The following is an 18836-nucleotide window of genomic DNA, read 5'->3' as shown; positions in this document are numbered from 1 at the left end:
GGGGAGGGCGAGGCGAAGCCGGTCAGGCCGGCGGGGGGCCGGGGGGCGAGCCGCCGGGGGGCCGGCCGCGACGCGGGAGGGGTCCGGTGTCGCCGGGCAGGCGCCCGGCCTCCTTCAGCGCCTTGCGCAGCAGGAACTCGATCTGCGCGTTCGCCGACCGCAGTTCGTCCGAGGCCCAGCGGGCCAGCGCGTCGTGGACCAGCGGATCCAGCCGCAGCAGCACCTGCTTGCGCTGCTGCGGCCGACGCTGAGGGGTCGGACCCCCGGCTGCATCACTCACTGGTAGAGGGTCCCGGTGTTCAGTACCGGCTGGGGCGCACGGTCCCCGCACAGCACCACCATCAGGTTGGACACCATCGCCGCCTTCCGCTCGTCGTCCAGCTCCACGATGCCCTGTTCGGCGATGCGCTGGAGCGCGGCCTCGACCATTCCCACGGCCCCGTCCACGATCTCCCGCCGCGCCGCGACCACGGCGCCCGCCTGCTGCCGCTGGAGCATCGCCGAGGCGATCTCGGGAGCGTACGCGAGGTGGGTGAAGCGCGACTCGATGATCCGGACGCCGGCCGCCTCCACGCGCGCGTGCAGCTCTATGGCCAGCTTCTCGGTGATCTCCTCCGCGTTGCCGCGCAGCGAGAGACCGTCCTCGTCGTGCGAGTCGTAGGGGTACTCGATGGCGATGTGCCGGACGGCCGCCTCGGTCTGGGTGGCGACGAACTCCAGGAAGTCGTCCACCTCGAAGCTGGCCTGCGCGGTGTCCCGCACGTTCCACACCACGACCGCGGCGAGTTCGATCGGGTTGCCGTAGGCGTCGTTGACCTTCAGTACGGCCGTCTCGTGGTTGCGGACCCGGGTGGAGATCTTCTCGCGGGAGGTGAAGGGGTTCACCCAGCGCAGTCCGTCCTCGCGGATGGTGCCCCGGTAGCGGCCGAAGAGCTGCACCACGCGGGCCTCGCCCGGCGACACCGTGTTCAGCCCGCACATCGCCAGGAACGCGGCGAGGGCGACCAGGATGCCGCCGGTGATCAGCGCCGCCTTGGGGCCGGCCGCGTCCACCTGGGCGCCGAAGGCGATCATCCCGGCGCCGGCGAGCAGTCCGGCCAGGCCGAGCAGCAGTGCGAGTCCGCCGGCCACGCTGTGCGCCGGGAACTCCTTCACGCGCGGGGCGGGCATCTCGGGCACGTCGACGGTGTCGGTGTCGGTGGCGGCTTCGGTGGTGGCCGAGGGGTCGTGAGTGGACATGGTGGGTCCCCGTTTCTCGTCGCCGCCTGATTCAGTAATCGGCGGCCTATCTAAGTGATATCACTTTAGCGCCTCATGGCAACCCTGTGCCACTCTCGTACGTCGGACTCGGTGGGGACGTCCGGGCGGTTCCCTCGCGCGGGGTGCTGATTCTCACGCCCCGTACGGACCGGACCGAGACCCCTTCGTCATAGACAGCGGTGTTAGCTTTCTGAGCTGACCTGCCCCTGCCCCCGGGCACTGGTGTGACTGCCGAGTAGGAAGCGGAGCGAGCGGACTCATGGGACGAGCGGAAGAGAGACGAGCTCGACAGCGCGGTGGGCGCCGCGCGGCGCCCAGGGGCCGCTCGGTGGAGACGGACTCGACGACCCCTTCGACGGCGGAGTCCGTGGCGACCGCCGAGGCGCCCGACACCGCTCCCGCGGCCGGCGGTCGCGCGGCTGCCCGCCGGGGCGCGAAGAAGAGCGGCAAGGGCACCAAGGGCAAGGCCGGCAAGAAGGACAAGAGCTTCATACGCCGGCTCTTCACCTGGAAGAAGATCCTCGGCACCTTCCTCGGCCTGACCGTGGCCGTCATCGGCGCCTTCCTCTGGCTGTACATGAGCACGCCGATCCCCGAGGGCAACCCCGACGCCGACCTCCAGAGCAACGTCTACGAGTACGACAACGGAGCGATCCTCGCCCGCGACGGCGAGGTCAACCGGGAGAACGTCGAACTCTCGAAGATCCCCAAAGAGGTCCAGCACACCTTCGTCGCCGCCGAGAACAAGTCCTTCTACACCGACGCCGGCGTCGACCTGAAGGGCACCACCCGCGGTGTCCTCAACACCCTCATGGGCAAGGGCGCGCAGGGCGGTTCGACGATCACCCAGCAGTACGTCAAGAACTACTACCTGACCCAGGAACAGACCGTCACGCGCAAGCTGAAGGAACTGGTCATCTCCCTGAAGCTGGACCGGGAGAAGGACAAGGACTACATCCTGGCCGGGTACATCAACACCAGCTACTACGGCCGCGGCGCCTACGGCATCCAGGCGGCCGCCCAGGCCTACTACCGCGTCGACGCCGAGAAGCTGTCCGTGCCGCAGGGCGCCTACCTCGCCGCGCTGCTCCAGGCACCCAGCCAGTACGACTGGACCTCCGCCTCCGACACCGGCAAGAAGCTGGTCACGGCCCGCTGGAACTACGTCCTCGACAACATGGTCGAGCAGGACTGGCTGGACAAGGGCAAGCGCGACGCCATGACGTTCCCGGTGCCCAAGGAGCCCAAGGCCGCGCCCGGCAAGGAGGGCCAGATCGGCTACCTCGTCGACGCGGCCAACACCGAACTGGCCAAGCAGCTGGTGGCCCAGGGCGTCGCCGACGACTACGAGTCGGGCATGGCCCTGGTCAGGCGCGGCGGCTGGAACATCGAGCTCAACATCGACAAGAAGAAGCAGAAGGCGCTGGAGACGTCCGTCAAGGAACAGCTGACCAGCAAGCTGGACAAGAAGAAGCGCTCGGTCGACGGCGACGTCCAGGCCGGCGCGGTGTCGGTGAACCCCAAGACGGGCGCCGTCGAGGCGATGTACGGCGGTGCCGGCTACACCGACCACTACACCAACAACGCCACTCGCACCGACTACCAGCCCGCCTCGACCTTCAAGCCGGTCATCCTCGCCGCGGCCTTCGACGAGGCCGCCAAGACGCAGGACGGCGACCAGATCACCGCGAACACGATCTACGACGGCACCAGCAAGCGGCCGGTCGTCGGCAGCGACATCGGCTTCGCCCCGGAGAACGAGGACGACCAGGACTACGGCGACGTCACCGTCCAGACGGCGCTCAACAAGTCCATCAACTCCGTCTTCGCGCAGATGGGCGTCGACGTCGGCATGCCCGAGGTGCTGAAGGTCGCGGCCAACCTCGGCATGGACACCGCGGACCTCAAGGCCGTGCCCGCCCAGACGCTCGGCACCATGGGGGCGAGCCCCCTGCAGATGGCCGGCGTCTACGCCACCCTCGACAACCACGGCAAGCAGGTCACCCCGGCGCTCATCAAGTCGGCGGAGAACAGCGCCCACCCGGCGTTCAAGCACACCGACCCCATCGGGGAGCAGGTCATCAGCCGCGAGGCCGCCGACTCGGTCACCTCGGTGCTCACCGGCGTGGTCGACGACGGTACGGCGAAGAAGTCCGTGCGGGACAACCCGCTGCGCAAGGGCCAGAAGGTCGCGGGCAAGACGGGTACCTCCGACAACAACAAGTCGGCCTGGTTCACCGGCTACACCCCCGACCTGGTCACCTCGGTCGGCCTCTTCGGCGAGTCCGCGAAGGCCCCGCACCCCCAGGTCCCGCTCACCGGCGCGACGAACGGCCTGACCTCGGACGCGGGCCGCGTCAACGGTGGCGGCTTCCCGGCGCAGATCTGGGCGTCGTACACCTTCGGCGTCTCCACCAAGGTCACCAAGTTCGACCTGGACACCGACCAGGGCGCGGCGGTGCAGACCGCGTCGCCGTCCCCGAGCACCTCGCCGTCCGCGAGCACGTCCCCGTCCTCGTCCCCGTCGACGAGTTCGTCCCCGTCCTCCTCTCCGTCGACGAGTTCGTCCCCGTCCACGTCGTCGAAGCCGAGCTCGTCCCCGTCCAGTACACCGACGGGTGACACCTCGTCGGAACCGAGCACGGACGACCCGTCGACCGGGTCGGAGGATCCGGAGGACCCGCTCTTCGGCCAGTAGCGGCCACCGGCGGCAGCAACAGCGGAGGGGGCGCCCGGAAATCTCCGGGCGCCCCCTCCGCGTGGTTACCGCGTTCGCCTCAGCTCCGGTTCAACTCGAACCAGACCACCTTGCCGGTGCTGAGCCGGGTGGCCCCCCACCGCCGGGCCAGCCGGTTCACCAGATACAGGCCGCGGCCGCCCTCGTCGGTCGCCCGGGCCTGCCGCAGCCGAGGCAGCTGCGGCACGTCGTCGCCGACCTCGCAGCGCAGCACGTCGGTGCGCAGCAGCCGCAGGGTCACCGGCCGCGTGGCATACCGCACCGCGTTCGTGACGACCTCGCTGACCAGCAGCTCGACGGAGTCGGTCATGTCCTCCATCCCCCAGCGGGACAGCGCCCGCCGGGCCAGCCGGCGGGCCCGGCCGGGAGCCGCGTCCTCCGGTTCGAGGAACCAGTAGGCCACGTCGCTCGGCGCGATCCCGTCGAACCGGGCGGCGAGCAGCGCGATGTCGTCGTCCCGGTCGCCCGGGCCGAGCATGTCGAGCACCTCGTCGCACAGGGCCTCGAGCGGCGGCGGATGATCGGGTCCGGTCAGCTGGGCGGTCGCGGCGAGCTTCTCCCGCAACTGCTCTATGCCGGTCGCCACGTCCCGCAGCCGGGACTCGACCAGGCCGTCGGTGTACAGCAGCAGCGTCGCCCCGGCCGGGGCGTCCAGCTCCACCGCCTCGAAATCGACCCCGCCCACGCCGATCGGCGCGCCCGGCGGCACCCGCAGCACCTCGGCCCGGCCGCCCAGGTGCAGCAGGATGGGCGGCGGGTGGCCCGCGTTGGCGATGGTGATGCGGTGCGAGACCGGGTCGTAGACCGCGTACAGGCAGGTCGCCATGCGGTCGGTGCCCAGCCGCTGGGCCTGCTCGTCGAGATGGTGCAGGACCTCCTGCGGCGGCAGGTCGAGGCCGGCGAGGGTCTGGGCCGTCGTCCGCAGCTGCCCCATGATGGCCGCCGATGTCATGGAGTGCCCCATGACGTCGCCCACCACCAGCGCCACCCGGCTGCCCGGCAGCGGGATGGCGTCGTACCAGTCGCCGCCGACCCGCGCGGTCTCGGCCGCGGGCAGGTACCGGGAGGCGAGCCGCACGCCCGTGGGGCGCGGCAGGGTCTCCGGCAGCATCGTGCGCTGCAACTCGTCGGCGATGTACGCCTCACGGTCGTACAGCACCGCCTTGTCGATGCCCAGGGCGCTGTGCGTGGCGAGCTGGGCGGCTACCAGCAGGTCGTCGTTCTCGAACGGGATGCGTTCCGGGCGGCGCAGGAACACGGCGGCGCCGATCACCCGGCGGCGGCCCCGTAGCGGGGCCAGGACGGCCCGCTGACCGCTTGGGATGGCCAAGGTGCTGTCCTCGCCCAGCAGTTCGGGCAGCGCGGCGCGTGCGGCCGGATGGTCGGCGAACACCGGACGCACCCCTCGCAGCACCTCCGCGAGCGCCCCGCCGGGCCGCACCTCGCACAGCTCGCCGACCGCGGCCGACAGCTCGGCGGTCAGCTCGCCCGGTTCCGGGGGCGGCAGGGCGAGCGCCGCGAAGCCGGTCTCGGTGTCCCGTTCCTCCGGAATGCGGTCGGTGCGCCGCAGCCGCAGCATGATGCGGTCCGCCGCGGGCCGCTCGTCGCCCACGGGGAGCGGGTCGCGCAGGTAGACGAGGATCGCGTCGGAGAAGGTCGGCACGGTGGCCCGGCACAGCCCCATCACGATCTCGTCGAGGTCCAGGCCGCGGGCGATCCGCCGGGTCGCGGCGCCCACGAAGCGCAGCCGGTCCCCGTCCCGCCGCATCGGCGTGGGCCGGCCGGGCGTCAGTGCCCCTCCGGCGCGCCGGTCCTGCCCGTCCGGACCGCGCTCCGGGCGCGCGTCGGTGCCCGGCTGGGCCGGGATGGACTCGGGCGCGGGGCGCGGCCGGTGGTCACCCACGCTCGGCTTGGCCCGCGCGGGAGGAGCCCCCATCGCCTCGTCGGACGCCGACGGCTGGGAGTGCTCGGTGCCGGAACCGGCCTCCGAACCGGCCGCATCCATTCCCGTGGCTCCCTGGCCGCCCATGCCACCCTTTCCGCCCTTGCCGCGCGGCGTCGTCGTACCCGAGGTGTCGGGAGGTAAGGCGGACTGGCCCGGCGCCGGTGCCTGGGTATGCAGCAGTGCCCCACGGGGGTCCGTGGGGTCGACGCCCTGGGGGCGTTCGTAGGAGGTGGGCTGCTCCGTCACGCGTGTCGAATCCGTCCGTCCGGGGCTGCGCGCCGCGCGCGCAGTTGGTCCCGCAGGAAACCCGATACCCGGAATACGTGCCCCCGGAACGGAATTCCCGCGTGGTCAGAGGTTGTTCCTGTGCCACCGGTGGACCGCGCGCGGCCCAGGGGGCCGACGTCGAGCGTCCCGCCGGTGTTGCCCTCGTACCCCTCGCTCACGTGCTGCCGCCCCTCGGTGACGTTCGGTCAGGCCCGGCGTCTGCTCCGGGAGTTACTGCCAGCGTGCCTTGCGGAGGACGATCCTACGTTTGTTGCCCGGGGGCGCATCAAGGGTCTCATGTGGACATGTGCGCGGGCGTACGGTCCCAGTCCTCCGGCAGCAACGGTACGGCCCAGGACGGATCCGGGCGCCAGTGCTGCCATCCCTCGCTGAACGGAGGCCCCCACGCGCGGATCACCTCCACCGCCCTGCTGCCCGCCTCCCTCACCTGTTCGGCGACCGCCCGGTCCATCAGTCCGTCCTGCTGGGCCTGCGCGAACTCGTCCTCGTCACGCAGACCCCAACTGCGGTCCGGGTAGACGCAGATGTCGAGGAAGTGGTCCTCGGAGTCCACGCCGCCGTCCCAACGGGCCAGCGGCGTCTCCAGGTTGACGTACCAGTTCTTGAACTGCCAGCCCTGGTCCCAGAACAGCCACACCGACCACGGCTCGCCGGGCCGGGCCACCTTCAGCACCCCGGTGCCGAGCCAGCGTCCCCGCGCAACGGTACGCGGCTTGGTGTACCGGGTGCGCAGCGGCTCCTGGTGCGGCGGGGTGCCGTCCGCGAGCACCGGCTTGACGCACTGCGTGCCCGGGGCCAGCCACACGGCGAGCAGCTCCTCGTCGTCCCGCACGACGGTCACCGGGCGGGCGATGTGGAAGTTCACCCCGCCGTTCTCCCGGTAGCGCCACAGAATCCGGCTCCCGGGCTCCCAGAAGGCCGCCGCACCACCAGTTCCCACGCGTCTCACCGCTTCACCGTCTGCCATGCACAGATATTAGGTGCCATGGGCATACGACGCTGCGGCGCGCGTCACGGTTCTCGCGCTGGGGGCGCGAAAGCGCACGAGGGTTTACGGGTGTGTCATCCGCAGGACATCCAGCGCCTCGTCGAGCTGCTCGACCGTCAGATCGCCGCGCTCCACATACCCGCCGTCCAGCACCACCTGGCGGATCGTCCGCCGCTCCGCCAGCGCCTTCTTGGCCACCTTCGCGGCCTCCTCGTACCCGATGTACTTGTTCAGCGGCGTGACCACGGACGGCGAGGACTCGGCGTACTCCCGGGCGCGCTCGCGGTGCGCGACGATCCCGTCGACGGTCCGGTCCGCGAGCAGCCGGGACACGTTGGCGAGCAGCCGGATCGACTCCAGCACGTTCTTGGCGATCACCGGCAGCATGACGTTGAGCTCGAAGTTGCCCGCCGCGCCCGCCGTGGCCACGGTCGCGTCGTTCCCGACGACCTGGGCGGCGACCATCAGCACGGCCTCGGGGATCACCGGGTTGACCTTGCCGGGCATGATCGAGGAGCCGGGCTGGAGGTCGGGCAGGCTGATCTCGGCGAGTCCCGTGCGCGGCCCCGAAGCCATCCACCGCAGATCGTTGGCGATCTTCGTGAGGCCCACGGCGATGGTCCGCAGCTGCCCGCTGGTCTCGACGACCCCGTCCCGCGCGCCCTGCGCCTCGAAGTGGTCGCGCGCCTCGGTCAGCGGCAGCCCGGTGGCACGGGCCACCTCCTCGATGACGGCCGCGGAGAAGCCGGGCGGCGTGTTGATGCCGGTACCGACCGCGGTGCCGCCCAGCGGCAGCTCGGCGAGCCGGGGGAGCGAGGCGTTGAGCCGCTCCACGCCGTAGCGCACCTGGGCGGCGTACCCGCCGAACTCCTGGCCCAGCGTCACGGGCGTGGCGTCCATCAGATGCGTCCGCCCCGCCTTCACCACGTCGGCGAACTCCGCGGACTTGCGCTCCAGGGCCGCCGCCAGATGCTCCAGGGCGGGGATCAGATCGCGGGTGACGGCGGCGGTGGCCGCGATGTGCAGGGACGAGGGGAAGACGTCGTTGGAGGACTGGGAGGCGTTGACGTGGTCGTTGGGGTGCACGGCCCGGCCCAGCCGCTCGGTGGCGAGCGTGGCGACCACCTCGTTGGTGTTCATGTTGGACGAGGTCCCGGACCCGGTCTGGAACACGTCCACCGGGAAGTGCTCGTCCCACCGGCCCTCGGCGACCTCCGCGGCCGCCTCCTGGATGGCGTCGGCGATGTCCTTGTCGACCACCCCGAGCCGCGCGTTCACCTTCGCCGCGGCTCCCTTGATCCGCGCCAGCGCCTCGATGTGCGCACGCTCGATGCGCTGTCCCGAGACGGGGAAGTTCTCGACGGCGCGCTGTGTCTGGGCCCGCCACTTGGCTTCCGCCGGGACGCGTACCTCACCCATGGAGTCGTGCTCGATCCGGTATTCGCTCATGTCCGGTACAGCGATCGGGGCGGCCGGGATGTTCCGCGGGCTGGGCCGTCCGGATGGCGTCCGGCATGTGACCCAGGTCTCGTCGGGGCCGTGCAGCAGACGGGGGCGCGCTCGCGTCGAGGAGGGGTGACAGGAAGGGAGGAGCGTGTGGAGACGGACTTCCAGGATTTCGTGGCCGCCCGATCGACCGCGTTGTTCCGGGGCGCACTGGTCCTCACGGGAAACCGTGAGGCGGCGGAGGACCTGGTCCAGGAGACCCTGGAGAAGGCCTGCCGCAGATGGCGCGTCATCGAAGCGAAGGACGCTCCGGACGCCTACGTCCGGCGGATCATGGTGAACCTGGCCAACGACCGCTGGCGGAGATTCCGCCGACTGACCACGACTCACCACCCCGAAGGCGGCGACACCGTCGCCCCGGGGGACGAGTACGGGCAGGTCGACAGCAGGGACCAGTTGGTGCGCGCGTTGCAGCAACTGCCCATGCGGATGCGGACGGTGGTGGTGCTGCGATACTTCGACGATCTCTCGGACGGCGAGATAGCGGCCGACCTCGGCATCACGCCGAGCACGGTCCGCTCCCAGCTGGCCCGGGGCATCGAGAAGCTCAGAAGTCAGTTCCCCGCACTCTCCGACCCTTCACCGCGGCGGCAGACGGAAGGTATCCGATGACCTCGTACGGCGATGCACGGCCTTCCGGCCGCACACCTTTCGAAGAGGAACTGACGCACGCCATGAACCGATTCGCGAACTCCGCCGAGACCCCCGACTTCGACGCGCCGCAGATCCAGCGTCGCACCCGTCGCCGTCGGACCATCGGCATCGCCGCCGTCGCCGCCGCCCTCATCGCGGCGGGCGGCGGAACGGCCCTGGCCACCTCGGTCGCGAGCAGCAGCTCGACCCCGGCGGCGACCGGCACGGACGCCAAGAACGACGACGCCACCACCCTGCTCTACCTCTTCAGCGACGGTACGACCACGCGGATCCCCCTCGCGGGACTCAGCCTGGACATGGCCAAGCCGCTGCTCGAAAAGACGCAGACGAAGCTCGGCACCGTCACCAAGAAGGCCGTCAAGGGCTGTAAGCCGACCTCGGTGCTCGAGGTGACCCCGCACGCCCCGAAGACCATCAAGCCGGGCGACACGGTCGACTTCACCATCTGCGCCGGCTGACCGCATCCTGACCCGACAACGACGCCCGCCCCTGCGTCAATCAGGGGCGGGCGTCCGTCACAGCATCACACGCGTCACACCAGGCCCGGTCCCCGTACCGGGATCGAGGTGAACGTCGGGGCCGGGGCCGGGTCCTGGAAGAAGTCGTTGCCCTTGTCGTCGACGACGACGAAGGCCGGGAAGTCCTCGACCTCGATCTTCCAGACGGCCTCCATGCCGAGCTCCTCGTACTCGACGACCTCGACCTTCTTGATGCAGTCCTGGGCAAGCCGGGCGGCCGGACCGCCGATGGAGCCGAGATAGAAACCGCCGTGCGTGCCGCACGCGTCCGTGACCTGCTTGCTGCGGTTGCCCTTGGCGAGCATGACCTTGGAGCCGCCGGCGGCCTGGAACTGCTCGACGTAGGAGTCCATACGGCCGGCCGTCGTCGGGCCGAAGGAACCGGACGCGTATCCCTCGGGGGTCTTGGCCGGGCCCGCGTAGTACACCGGGTGGTCCTTCAGGTACTGCGGCATCTCCTCGCCCGCGTCGAGACGTTCCTTGATCTTGGCGTGCGCGATGTCGCGGGCCACGACCAGCGGGCCGGTGAGGGACAGCCGGGTCTTGACCGGGTACTTGGTCAGTTCGGCGAGGATGTCGTCCATCGGCTGGTTCAGGTCGATGCGGACCACGTCCGACTCGTCGAGGTGCTCGTCCGTGGTCTCCGGCAGGAAGCGCGCCGGGTCGGTCTCGAGCTGCTCCAGGAAGACGCCCTCGGCGGTGATCTTCGCGACGGCCTGCCGGTCGGCGGAGCAGGAGACGGCGATGGCGACGGGGCAGGAGGCGCCGTGCCGGGGGAGGCGGACGACCCGTACGTCGTGGCAGAAGTACTTGCCGCCGAACTGGGCGCCGATGCCGATCTTCTGAGTCAGCTCGAAGACCTTCTCCTCGAGCTCCTTGTCCCGGAAGCCGTGCCCGAGCGGCGAACCCTCGGCCGGGATCTCGTCCAGGTAGTGCGCGGAGGCGTACTTCGCGGTCTTCAGCGCGTACTCGGCCGACGTGCCGCCGACGACGATCGCCAGGTGGTACGGCGGGCAGGCGGCCGTGCCGAGCGAACGGATCTTCTCCTCCAGGAACTTCATCATGGAGGCCTCGTTCAGGACGGCCTTCGTCTCCTGGTAGAGGAAGCTCTTGTTGGCCGAGCCGCCGCCCTTGGCCATGAACAGGAACTTGTACGCGCCGCCGTCGGCCGCGTACAGCTCGATCTGGGCCGGGAGGTTGGAGCCGGTGTTCTTCTCGTCCCACATGGTCAGCGGGGCCATCTGCGAGTAACGCAGATTGAGGTTCAGGTAGGCGTCGTAGATGCCGCGGCTCAGGGCCGCCTCGTCGCCGCCCTCGGTGAGCACGTTCTGCCCGCGCTTGCCCATCACGATCGCCGTGCCGGTGTCCTGGCACATGGGGAGCACGCCCGCGGCCGCGATGTTCGCGTTCTTCAGCAGGTCCAGCGCGACGAACTTGTCGTTGCCGGAGGCCTCCGGGTCGTCGATGATGCGGCGCAGCTGCGCGAGGTGGGCCGGGCGCAGGTAGTGCTGGATGTCGTGGATGGCCTCCTCGGCGAGCTTGCGCAGCGCCTCCGGCTCCACCTTGAGGAACGTCCGCCCGTCGGCCTCGAAGGTGGAGACACCCTCGGCGGTCACCAGCCGGTACGGGGTGGTGTCCTCTCCCATGGGAAGCAGATCGGTGTACGCGAACTCAGGCATCTCGCCCATTCCTCACTCGACAGACAGCGGGCCCGCCTCCATTGGCGGGCGCTCACCAGCGTAGGACCTGCCGTCGCCGACGAGCTTGTGAGGTAAGGCTCAGTTCGTCGGCCGCCCGTTCCGAGCCGGGGCTATCGCGATCTATCGTGTTTCGGTACGCTGCTTCTCGTGGACCTTCACAAGCAGACCGCCGCCCCCGCGCCGGCCGCGGAGTTGCGCGCCTCGGACGCCGACCGTGACCGTATCGCCGACATGCTCCGCGAGGCTCTCGCGGAGGGCCGGCTGACCGCCGACGAGCACGCGGAGCGTGTCGAGGGCGTACTGGCCGCCAAGACGGTCGGCGAGCTGGAGGTCTTCGTCCGGGACCTGCCCGCCGCGCACGAGCGGCGCACGGCCCCCTCCACCGCCCCCAGCCGGCCCACCGCGGGAGCGATCCCCGCCGACCCCGACGACAACGTGGTCGCGATCTTCAGCAGCGCCGTCCGCAGGGGCCGCTGGCGCGCGGGCCGCCGTATCCACGCCTACGCGGTCTTCGGCACCGTCGAGATCGACCTGACCGAGGCGCTCTTCGAGTACCAGCAGGTCGTGATCAAGGCGATCTCGGTCTTCGGCAACGTCGAGGTCCGCGTCCCGGAGAACGTCTCGCTGCGCGGCACCGGCGGCGCGGTGCTGGGCAACTTCGAGGTGTACGCGCTCGATTCGCCCCAGCCCGACGCCCCGGTGGTCTACGTCGACGGCTGGGCGGTGCTGGGCAACATCGAGGGCCGGCCGAAGCGGGGCAAGCTCGTCGCGGACATTCTCGACCGGGTCCAGCACAAGGTCGACAGGAGTTTGCGCAGACACCTGGACCGTTGACGGTCGTGAACTTCGCCGCGAGGCGGTGGCGAGGCTCCGCGAGGCCGTGGCGAGGCCGTGGCGAGGCCTTGGCGAGGTGGCGGCGGGGCGTCGCGAGGGCGCCGAGGGCCACGGCGGTCGGGAACTCAGTGCATAGGCGCGCGCACAGCGGGTAGGCCTTGCTGCATCGTCTCTCGCTCGCGAAGCCGTCGTCAGGAGTAGACCCGTGCTGCAACCGCCGCATTCGCCCGTGCAGGTCGCCGCTGTTCCGGCCCAGCGGGTACCAGCGCGCGACAGGGATCAGGACGCCCCCTGGCATACCGAGGCGGTGTGCCGACGCGACGAGGCAGGCCTGTTCTTCGCCCCCTCCAAGGAGCCCACGGCCGCCCGGCTCTCCCGCGAGGAAGCCGCGAAGCGGGTCTGCGCGCGCTGTCCCGTCATGGTGGAGTGCCGCGAGCACGCGCTTCTCCAACCCGAGCCCTACGGCGTCTGGGGCGGCCTGACCGCCGCCGAACGCCGGGTGGCCCTCGCCCGGCGCCGCCGCCGTGACGTGGAACTGAAGAAGGCGGCACAGTCGGCGGGCCGCATAGCGGCGGCGGGCTGAGCGGCGGGCCGAGAAGTCCTCGGGGCACGCGAAAGGGGCACCCCCACCGCACCGGGGGTGCCCCTCTCACGCACGACGGGGGCCGTTCGGCCCGATCGGACCACTACTGGATCGCTCGGCCCGATCGGACCACGTGGCTGCTTGGCTACTTGGCCCGGTCGAAGTCGACCGCGCTGTAGGCCCGCAGCTTGCTCAGCCGGTGCTCGGAGTCGATCCGCCGGACCGTCCCGGACTTCGACCGCATCACGATCGAGTCGGTGGTCGCGGTCTCCGACCGGTACCTGACCCCCCGCAGCAGCTCACCGTCGGTGATACCGGTGGCGACGAAGAACACGTTCTCGCCGGTCACCAGGTCCTCGGTGGTCAGGACGCGGTCGAGGTCGTGCCCGGCGTCGAGTGCCCGCTGCCGTTCTTCGGCGTCCTTGGGCCACAGCTTGCCCTGGATGACACCGCCCAGGCACTTCACGGCACAGGCCGAGATGATGCCCTCGGGGGTGCCGCCGATGCCGAGCAGCAGGTCGACGCCGGTGCCCTCGCGCAGGGCCAGGATCGAGCCGGCGACATCACCGTCGGAGATCAGCTTGATGCGCGCTCCGGTCTCCCGGATCTCCTCGATGATGCCCTCGTGCCGCGGGCGGTCCAGGATGACGACGGTGACGTCCTCGGGCATGGCCCGCTTGGCCTTGGCGACCCGACGGATGTTCACGGCCACGGGCGCGTCGATGTCGACGAAGTCGGCGGCCTCGGGGCCGGTGACCAGCTTGTCCATGTAGAACACGGCGGACGGGTCGAACATCGCGCCCCGCTCGGTGGCGGCGAGGACGGCGATCGCGTTCGGCATGCCCTTGGCCGTCAGCGTGGTGCCGTCGATCGGGTCGACCGCGATGTCGACCTCGGGCCCGGTCCCGTCACCGACGCGCTCGCCGTTGAAGAGCATCGGGGCCTCGTCCTTCTCGCCCTCGCCGATGACGACAACGCCGTTCATCGACACGGTGGAGACGAGGGTCCGCATGGCGCGCACCGCGGCACCGTCGGCGCCGTTCTTGTCACCGCGTCCCACCCAGCGGCCCGCGGCCATGGCGGCGGCTTCGGTCACCCGGACGAGTTCGAGGGCGAGGTTGCGGTCGGGGGCCTCGGAGGGGACATCGAGTTCGGACGGCAAATGATGATGCTCGGTCATCGGAGCGCACCTTTCTGATACGACGACGGCCGGATGAGGGTTCGATCCCGACTCTATCGTCAGTCCGACAAAATGAGCAGGGGACCCCACGGATGAGCGCATCGGGCACCTGCGACGATAGGGGGCGTGGCAGGTTCGAACGGCAAGCAGAAGACGGCCCGCGACATGATTCTCTCCCTCGGGGTGATCATGATCGCGGCGTGGGTCATATACCTCTTCGTCCCGCACGACGATCGCCCTCGCGAGGTCCGGCAGGTCGACTACCGCGTCGAGCTCCTCACGGCGCGTCGCGCGGCGACGTACCCGGTGGCCGCGCCCGAGGGCCTGTCCGACGCCTGGAAGGCGACCTCGGTGCGGTTCCAGGGTGACGACTTCGACGCATGGCACCTCGGTTTCCACGCTCCCGACGGGGAGTACGTGGCGATCGAGCAGTCCACTCAGCAGCGTTCGGAGTTCGTCAAGGAGGCCAGTCAGGGCTCGAAGGCGACCAAGGTCACCGAGCAGATCGGCGGCCGCACCTGGACCCGGTACACCGGCGGCCGCTACGACGCGCTCGTTCTGCAGGGTGAGACGGGCTCCACCACCGTGGTGGCGGGCACCGGGTCCTTCGAACAGCTGTCGGCGATGGCCGGCGCGCTGAAGCTGGCGTGAGCGCCCTTTGACCCGCGAGCGGCCCCGCGTCGTGACAGGCGAGGTGACATGCGAAGAGGCCCCCGCCGTGTTCGGCGGGGGCCTCTTCGCATGTCACCGGTCTCAGACGGTGGTGACGACCTCGTCGTACGCCAGGCGCGGGGAGCGCGGGTAGGAGGCGCCCTCGCCCGGCTTGCCGATGTTGACGACCATCAGCGGGGTGTGGTCGTCGTCCAGGAACTCCTTGCGGACGCCCTCGAAGTTCACGCCGGTCATCGGGCCTGCGGCCAGACCGGCGGCGCGGACGCCGATGATGAAGTACGCGGCCTGGAGGGCGGCGTTCAGCGCGGCGGCGCCCTCACGGGCCGGACGCTCGCTGAAGAACAGCTCCTTGGCCTGCGGGAAGGCCGGGAACAGGGTCGGCAGCTCCTGGTGGAACTCGTTGTCCGCGGAGAGGATCGCGACCAGCGGGGCGGTGGCGGTCTTGGGCTGGTTGCCCTCGGCCATGTGCTGCACCAGGCGCTCGCGGGCCTCGGCGGAGCGGACCAGGGTGATGCGCAGCGGGGTCTGGTTGAACGCCGTCGGCCCGTACTTGACCAGGTCGTAGATCGCCTGTACCTGCTCGTCGGTCACCGGCTCGTCGGTGAAGGTGTTCGCGGTGTGGGCCTCGCGGAACAGCAGGTCCTGGGCGGTGGGGTCGAGAACGAGAGACATGCGGGAACTTCCTCGGTGGTGACGTCCGGATCCTGTACCGGACCGCGGTCCGGATAGGCTGACGGCACCGACAGTACGCGGGGAAGGTACAAGTTTCAACAAAACCCGGAGTGAGGTGATCCGCTTCACAGGCTTGCTGCACGGGGCGGTTCGCAAGCTGCGAGGGGACGCCTCACGGGTTCGCCGCACAGGGCCCGCCTCGCACAGGGCCCGCCTCGACGGCCTGCGGCACAGCGGCACTGGCACGGGTCACTGCACAGGCCCGATTCACCGCACCCGCCCGCCCAGCCGAGAGTGCCTCGGCTCACTCCCCCTCTTCCGCCGCGCCCTCCTCGGCCAGCGCCGCGTCCAGCCGCGCCCGGGCGCCCTCCAGCCAGCGCCGGCACACCTTGGCCAGCTCCTCACCGCGCTCCCAGAGGGCGAGGGACTCCTCCAGCGTCGTACCCCCCGCCTCCAGACGTCGTACGACCTCGATCAGCTCGTCGCGGGCCTGCTCGTACCCGAGCGCCTCGTCCGTCTTGCTCGTCATGCACCCAATCCCAGTGTGGTCGTTGTGGTCGTTGTGGACGCTGGTGCCTAGTCGCCGACGTCGTCGACCCGGACGGTGAACTCGCCCTCGGCGACCCGCGCGCGCAGGGTCTCGGCGGCCGTCACCTCGGCCGGATCCCGGACCACGTGCCCATCGGCCTTCTGGAGCACCGCGTACCCCCGCTTCAGCGTCGCGGCCGGTGAGAGTGCCACCACGCGCGCGTGCGTGTGGGTCAGCTCGGAGTCGGCGCGGTCCAGGAGGTGCCCGAGCGTGCGCCGCGAACGGTCGACGAGCGAGGAGACGTGATCGGCCCGCTCGTCGATCATCCGGTGCGGATCCTGTATCACCGGCCGCGCGAGGGCGTGGGCGAGCCCGCGTTCCTCCCGCTCCAGGAACGCCTGCGCGCACCGGCGCGCCCGCCCGCGCAGCATCCGCACCCGCTCCAGTTCCTCACCGACGTCCGGTACGACCTTCTTCGCGGCGTCGGTCGGCGTCGAGGCACGCAGGTCGGCCACATGGTCGAGGAGCGGGTTGTCCGGCTCGTGCCCGATCGCCGAGACGACCGGCGTACGGCAGGCCGCGACCGCCCTGACCAGTTGCTCGTCGGAGAACGGCAGCAGATCCTCCACGCTGCCACCACCGCGCGCGACGATGATCACGTCCACCTCGTCCAGGCCGTCCAGCTCCTTCACCGCCTGGACGACCTGCGTCACCGCGTGCACGCCCTGGACGGCGACGTTGCGCACCTCGAAGCGGACGGCGGGCCAGCGGTGTCGCGCGTTCTCGAGGACGTCCCGCTCGGCGGCGGAGGCCCGTCCGCACACCAGCCCGATGAGCTGCGGCAGGAAGGGCAGCGGCTTCTTCCGGGCGGGGGCGAAGAGACCCTCCGCGGTCAGGGACCTCTTCAGCTGCTCCAGCCGCGCCAGCAGCTCACCGACCCCCACCGGCCTGATCTCGACGGCCCGCAGCGACAGCTGGCCGCGCGGCGCGTACCACTCCGGCTTCGCGTGGACGACGACCCGCGCGCCCTCCCCGACGACGTCCGCGACCGCGTCGAAGACCTGCCGGTAGCAGGTCACGCTCACCGAGATGTCGTGCGACGGGTCCCGCAGCGTCAGAAACACCACGCCGGCACCCGGGCGCCGCGACAACTGGGTGATCTGCCCCTCGACCCACACCGCGCCGAGCCGCTCGATCCAGCTTCCGATGAGCCGCGAGACCTCGCCGACGGGCAGCGGGGCGTCCGCGGACGTGTTCACAGCCATGCGCCCGAGCGTATCGGCCGCCACCGACAATCCGGGGGTCCCGCCCCCGGGGCGACAAAGGGCGGGGGCCGGGGAAAGGGCAGGCGGAGCGGCGGCGTGCGCCCTAGGCGGCGGCCCGCGGCCGCCCGCGCTGCGCGAACAGCACCACCGCTCCCACCGCCAGCCAGATCAGGCCCACCAACTGCGCCGTGCCGGACGCCTCCGCGATCACCGCGATCGTGATCGCCGCACCCGCCACCGGCATCAGCACATGCCGCCACCACACGACCGGGCCTCCCGCCCGCCGCACCGCGAACCACCCCACCACGCTCGCGTGCAGCAAGGTGAAGGCCGTCAGCGCGCCGATGTCGACCACCGACACCAGGTGATCCATCCCGTCGCCGCGCCGCGCCGCCCACACCGCCGCGACCATCGTGACGACGGCCGAACAGAGCAGCGCGACCCGCGGCACGCCCCCGTCCGTCCGGGCCAGCACCCGCGGCAGCCGCCGCTCACGTCCCATGGCGAACAGCAGCCGGCCGGCCGCCGCCTGCCCGGCCAGGGCGGCGAACGCGGCCCCGATCGCCTTGCTGACCGCCACCAGATCGTGCAGCCAGGTACCGACGGACACGTCCACGGCGTCATAGAACGCCGACCCCTGCCGGCCGGGATCGGCGGCCAGCCCGGCGGACGACACCGGCTCCAGCAGCGCCACCAGGTACGTCTGCGTCACGAACAGCACACCGGCCAGCGCCAGGCAGAACAGCAAGGCCCGCGCGACCTTCTCCGAGCCCCCGGTGACCTCCTCCGCGAAGCTCGCGATCGCGTCGAAGCCCAGATAGGACAGGACGGCCACCGACACCGCGCCGATCACCGCGGACAGCGCGAACGCCCCCTGCGAGCCGTCTCCGCTCAACGGCGACAGCCAGCCGCGCTCCGCACCGTCCCGCGCGAGGACCACCACCGCGGACACCACGAAGACGACCAGGACGACGATCTCCAGCGCCAGCACCAGGAAGCCCACGCGGGCCGCCGCCCGCACGCCCCACAGGTTGAGCAGGGTGGTGATCACGACCGCGAGCGCCGTCCACACCCACCGGGAGACCTCCGGGACCAGCGCGTTCATCGCGATGCCGGAGAACAGGTACGCCACGGCCGGGATGAGGACGTAGTCCAGCAGCGCCATCCAGCCGGCCACGAACCCGGCCCTCTCGCCGAGGGCCACGCGCGCGTAGGCGAACACCGACCCCGCCTGCGGGACCACCCGCACCATCTGCGCGTAACTGAAAGCGGTGAACGCCATGGCGACCGTCGCGACGACGTAGACCAGCGCCACCGCTCCGTGCGACTTCGCGTCCAGGGTGCCGAAGATGCCGACCGGCGCCATGGGCGCGATGAACAGCAGCCCGTAGACGACCAGGTCGCGGAAGCGCAGGCTCCGGCGCAGGTGTCCGGGTCCCTCCCGGGCCGGACGGTCCTGGGTGCCGGTGTCGGCGGTCTCGGACATCAGTGCCTCCGCGCGTCGG

At 70.9% G+C, this 18836-nt stretch carries 17 protein-coding genes; 6 read left to right on the top strand and 11 right to left on the bottom strand.

From position 1 onward, the window contains the following. Positions 1–22 precede the first annotated feature (22 nt). Both OG933_RS16625 and OG933_RS16620 read right to left on the bottom strand, forming a co-directional pair. Entirely contained in the window at positions 23–280 is a 258-nt protein-coding gene (locus OG933_RS16625; RefSeq protein ID WP_020128022.1) for a hypothetical protein, read from the bottom strand. Further along, positions 277–1239, bottom strand: a complete 963-nt coding sequence (locus tag OG933_RS16620; protein ID WP_405627647.1) for an SPFH domain-containing protein — start codon at positions 1237–1239, stop codon at positions 277–279. The genes OG933_RS16625 and OG933_RS16620 overlap by 4 nt, the downstream gene beginning before the upstream one ends. Positions 1240–1519: 280 nt before the next feature. Here OG933_RS16620 and OG933_RS16615 point away from each other — a divergent pair, with 280 nt between their 5' ends. Next, positions 1520–3958, top strand: a complete 2439-nt coding sequence (locus tag OG933_RS16615; protein WP_405627645.1) for a transglycosylase domain-containing protein — start codon at positions 1520–1522, stop codon at positions 3956–3958. A 79-nt stretch (positions 3959–4037) separates the two neighbouring features. Here the strand turns inward: OG933_RS16615 and OG933_RS16610 are convergent, their stop codons facing one another. The 3 genes from OG933_RS16610 to OG933_RS16600 form a co-directional block, all read right to left on the bottom strand. Further along, on the bottom strand, positions 4038–6188 hold the full coding sequence (locus OG933_RS16610; RefSeq protein ID WP_327184882.1) for a SpoIIE family protein phosphatase: 2151 nt from the start codon (positions 6186–6188) through the stop codon (positions 4038–4040). 316 nt (positions 6189–6504) lie between these two features. After that, positions 6505–7197: a DUF402 domain-containing protein gene (locus OG933_RS16605; protein WP_037734821.1), complete on the bottom strand. Its 693-nt coding sequence runs from the start codon at positions 7195–7197 to the stop codon at positions 6505–6507. A gap of 84 nt (positions 7198–7281) precedes the next feature. Further along, entirely contained in the window at positions 7282–8667 is a 1386-nt protein-coding gene (locus OG933_RS16600) for an aspartate ammonia-lyase (protein ID WP_054242624.1), read from the bottom strand. Between the two features lie 147 nt (positions 8668–8814). Here OG933_RS16600 and OG933_RS16595 point away from each other — a divergent pair, with 147 nt between their 5' ends. Continuing rightward, positions 8815–9336, top strand: coding sequence for a SigE family RNA polymerase sigma factor (locus tag OG933_RS16595; protein ID WP_362517142.1), 522 nt, complete (start codon positions 8815–8817; stop codon positions 9334–9336). A gap of 62 nt (positions 9337–9398) precedes the next feature. Next, positions 9399–9836, top strand: coding sequence for a hypothetical protein (locus OG933_RS16590; RefSeq protein ID WP_362517139.1), 438 nt, complete (start codon positions 9399–9401; stop codon positions 9834–9836). A 74-nt stretch (positions 9837–9910) separates the two neighbouring features. Here the strand turns inward: OG933_RS16590 and OG933_RS16585 are convergent, their stop codons facing one another. Beyond that, positions 9911–11575, bottom strand: coding sequence for a fumarate hydratase (locus tag OG933_RS16585; RefSeq protein WP_054243036.1), 1665 nt, complete (start codon positions 11573–11575; stop codon positions 9911–9913). 168 nt (positions 11576–11743) lie between these two features. Between OG933_RS16585 and OG933_RS16580 the strand changes: the two genes are divergently transcribed. Both OG933_RS16580 and OG933_RS16575 read left to right on the top strand, forming a co-directional pair. Then, positions 11744–12430: a DUF1707 domain-containing protein gene (locus tag OG933_RS16580; RefSeq protein WP_020128012.1), complete on the top strand. Its 687-nt coding sequence runs from the start codon at positions 11744–11746 to the stop codon at positions 12428–12430. Positions 12431–12635: 205 nt separating this feature from the next. Continuing rightward, the gene (locus OG933_RS16575) at positions 12636–13013 is read left to right on the top strand and encodes a WhiB family transcriptional regulator (protein ID WP_028806547.1); all 378 of its coding nucleotides are present in this window, start codon (positions 12636–12638) and stop codon (positions 13011–13013) included. Positions 13014–13158: 145 nt separating this feature from the next. Here the strand turns inward: OG933_RS16575 and glpX are convergent, their stop codons facing one another. Further along, positions 13159–14193 (bottom strand): class II fructose-bisphosphatase, encoded by a 1035-nt coding sequence (gene glpX, locus OG933_RS16570; RefSeq protein WP_327184889.1) that lies wholly within the window; start codon positions 14191–14193, stop codon positions 13159–13161. Positions 14194–14319: 126 nt separating this feature from the next. On the opposite strand from glpX, the gene OG933_RS16565 reads away from it, so the two are divergent. Next, positions 14320–14844 (top strand): DUF4245 domain-containing protein, encoded by a 525-nt coding sequence (locus tag OG933_RS16565; RefSeq protein WP_362517132.1) that lies wholly within the window; start codon positions 14320–14322, stop codon positions 14842–14844. A 102-nt stretch (positions 14845–14946) separates the two neighbouring features. Here the strand turns inward: OG933_RS16565 and OG933_RS16560 are convergent, their stop codons facing one another. The 4 genes from OG933_RS16560 to OG933_RS16545 all read right to left on the bottom strand — a co-directional run bounded on the left by OG933_RS16560 (position 14947) and on the right by OG933_RS16545 (position 18817). Then, positions 14947–15537 carry a malonic semialdehyde reductase gene (locus tag OG933_RS16560; RefSeq protein ID WP_362517129.1) on the bottom strand — a complete coding sequence of 197 codons (591 nt, stop codon included), beginning with the start codon at positions 15535–15537 and terminating at the stop codon, positions 14947–14949. Between the two features lie 304 nt (positions 15538–15841). After that, the gene (locus tag OG933_RS16555; protein ID WP_362517126.1) at positions 15842–16066 is read right to left on the bottom strand and encodes an exodeoxyribonuclease VII small subunit; all 225 of its coding nucleotides are present in this window, start codon (positions 16064–16066) and stop codon (positions 15842–15844) included. A 47-nt stretch (positions 16067–16113) separates the two neighbouring features. Beyond that, on the bottom strand, positions 16114–17331 hold the full coding sequence (gene xseA / locus OG933_RS16550) for an exodeoxyribonuclease VII large subunit (protein WP_405627642.1): 1218 nt from the start codon (positions 17329–17331) through the stop codon (positions 16114–16116). Between the two features lie 103 nt (positions 17332–17434). Further along, positions 17435–18817 (bottom strand): APC family permease, encoded by a 1383-nt coding sequence (locus tag OG933_RS16545; protein ID WP_405627640.1) that lies wholly within the window; start codon positions 18815–18817, stop codon positions 17435–17437. Positions 18818–18836 lie beyond the last annotated feature (19 nt).

The organism is Streptomyces sp. NBC_00016 (assembly GCF_045040885.1).
In the GTDB taxonomy this organism is placed as follows: Bacteria; Actinomycetota; Actinomycetes; order Streptomycetales; family Streptomycetaceae; genus Streptomyces; species Streptomyces coriariae.
The sequence above is the reverse complement of the archived record's forward strand: the minus strand, read 5'-3'. Positions and strand labels throughout refer to the sequence as shown.

Bases quoted from the DNA above. Each gene is read 5' to 3' on its own strand.
- OG933_RS16620 (WP_405627647.1), bottom strand. From the start codon at position 1,239: ATGTCCACTCACGACCCCTCGGCCACCACCGAAGCCGCCACCGACACC.
- OG933_RS16615 (WP_405627645.1), top strand. From the start codon at position 1,520: ATGGGACGAGCGGAAGAGAGACGAGCTCGACAGCGCGGTGGGCGCCGC.
- OG933_RS16605 (WP_037734821.1), bottom strand. From the start codon at position 7,197: ATGGCAGACGGTGAAGCGGTGAGACGCGTGGGAACTGGTGGTGCGGCG.
- OG933_RS16600 (WP_054242624.1), bottom strand. From the start codon at position 8,667: ATGAGCGAATACCGGATCGAGCACGACTCCATGGGTGAGGTACGCGTC.
- OG933_RS16590 (WP_362517139.1), top strand. From the start codon at position 9,399: ATGAACCGATTCGCGAACTCCGCCGAGACCCCCGACTTCGACGCGCCG.
- OG933_RS16585 (WP_054243036.1), bottom strand. From the start codon at position 11,575: ATGCCTGAGTTCGCGTACACCGATCTGCTTCCCATGGGAGAGGACACC.
- glpX (WP_327184889.1), bottom strand. From the start codon at position 14,193: ATGACCGAGCATCATCATTTGCCGTCCGAACTCGATGTCCCCTCCGAG.
- OG933_RS16560 (WP_362517129.1), bottom strand. From the start codon at position 15,537: ATGTCTCTCGTTCTCGACCCCACCGCCCAGGACCTGCTGTTCCGCGAG.
- OG933_RS16555 (WP_362517126.1), bottom strand. From the start codon at position 16,066: ATGACGAGCAAGACGGACGAGGCGCTCGGGTACGAGCAGGCCCGCGAC.
- xseA (WP_405627642.1), bottom strand. From the start codon at position 17,331: ATGGCTGTGAACACGTCCGCGGACGCCCCGCTGCCCGTCGGCGAGGTC.
- OG933_RS16545 (WP_405627640.1), bottom strand. From the start codon at position 18,817: ATGTCCGAGACCGCCGACACCGGCACCCAGGACCGTCCGGCCCGGGAG.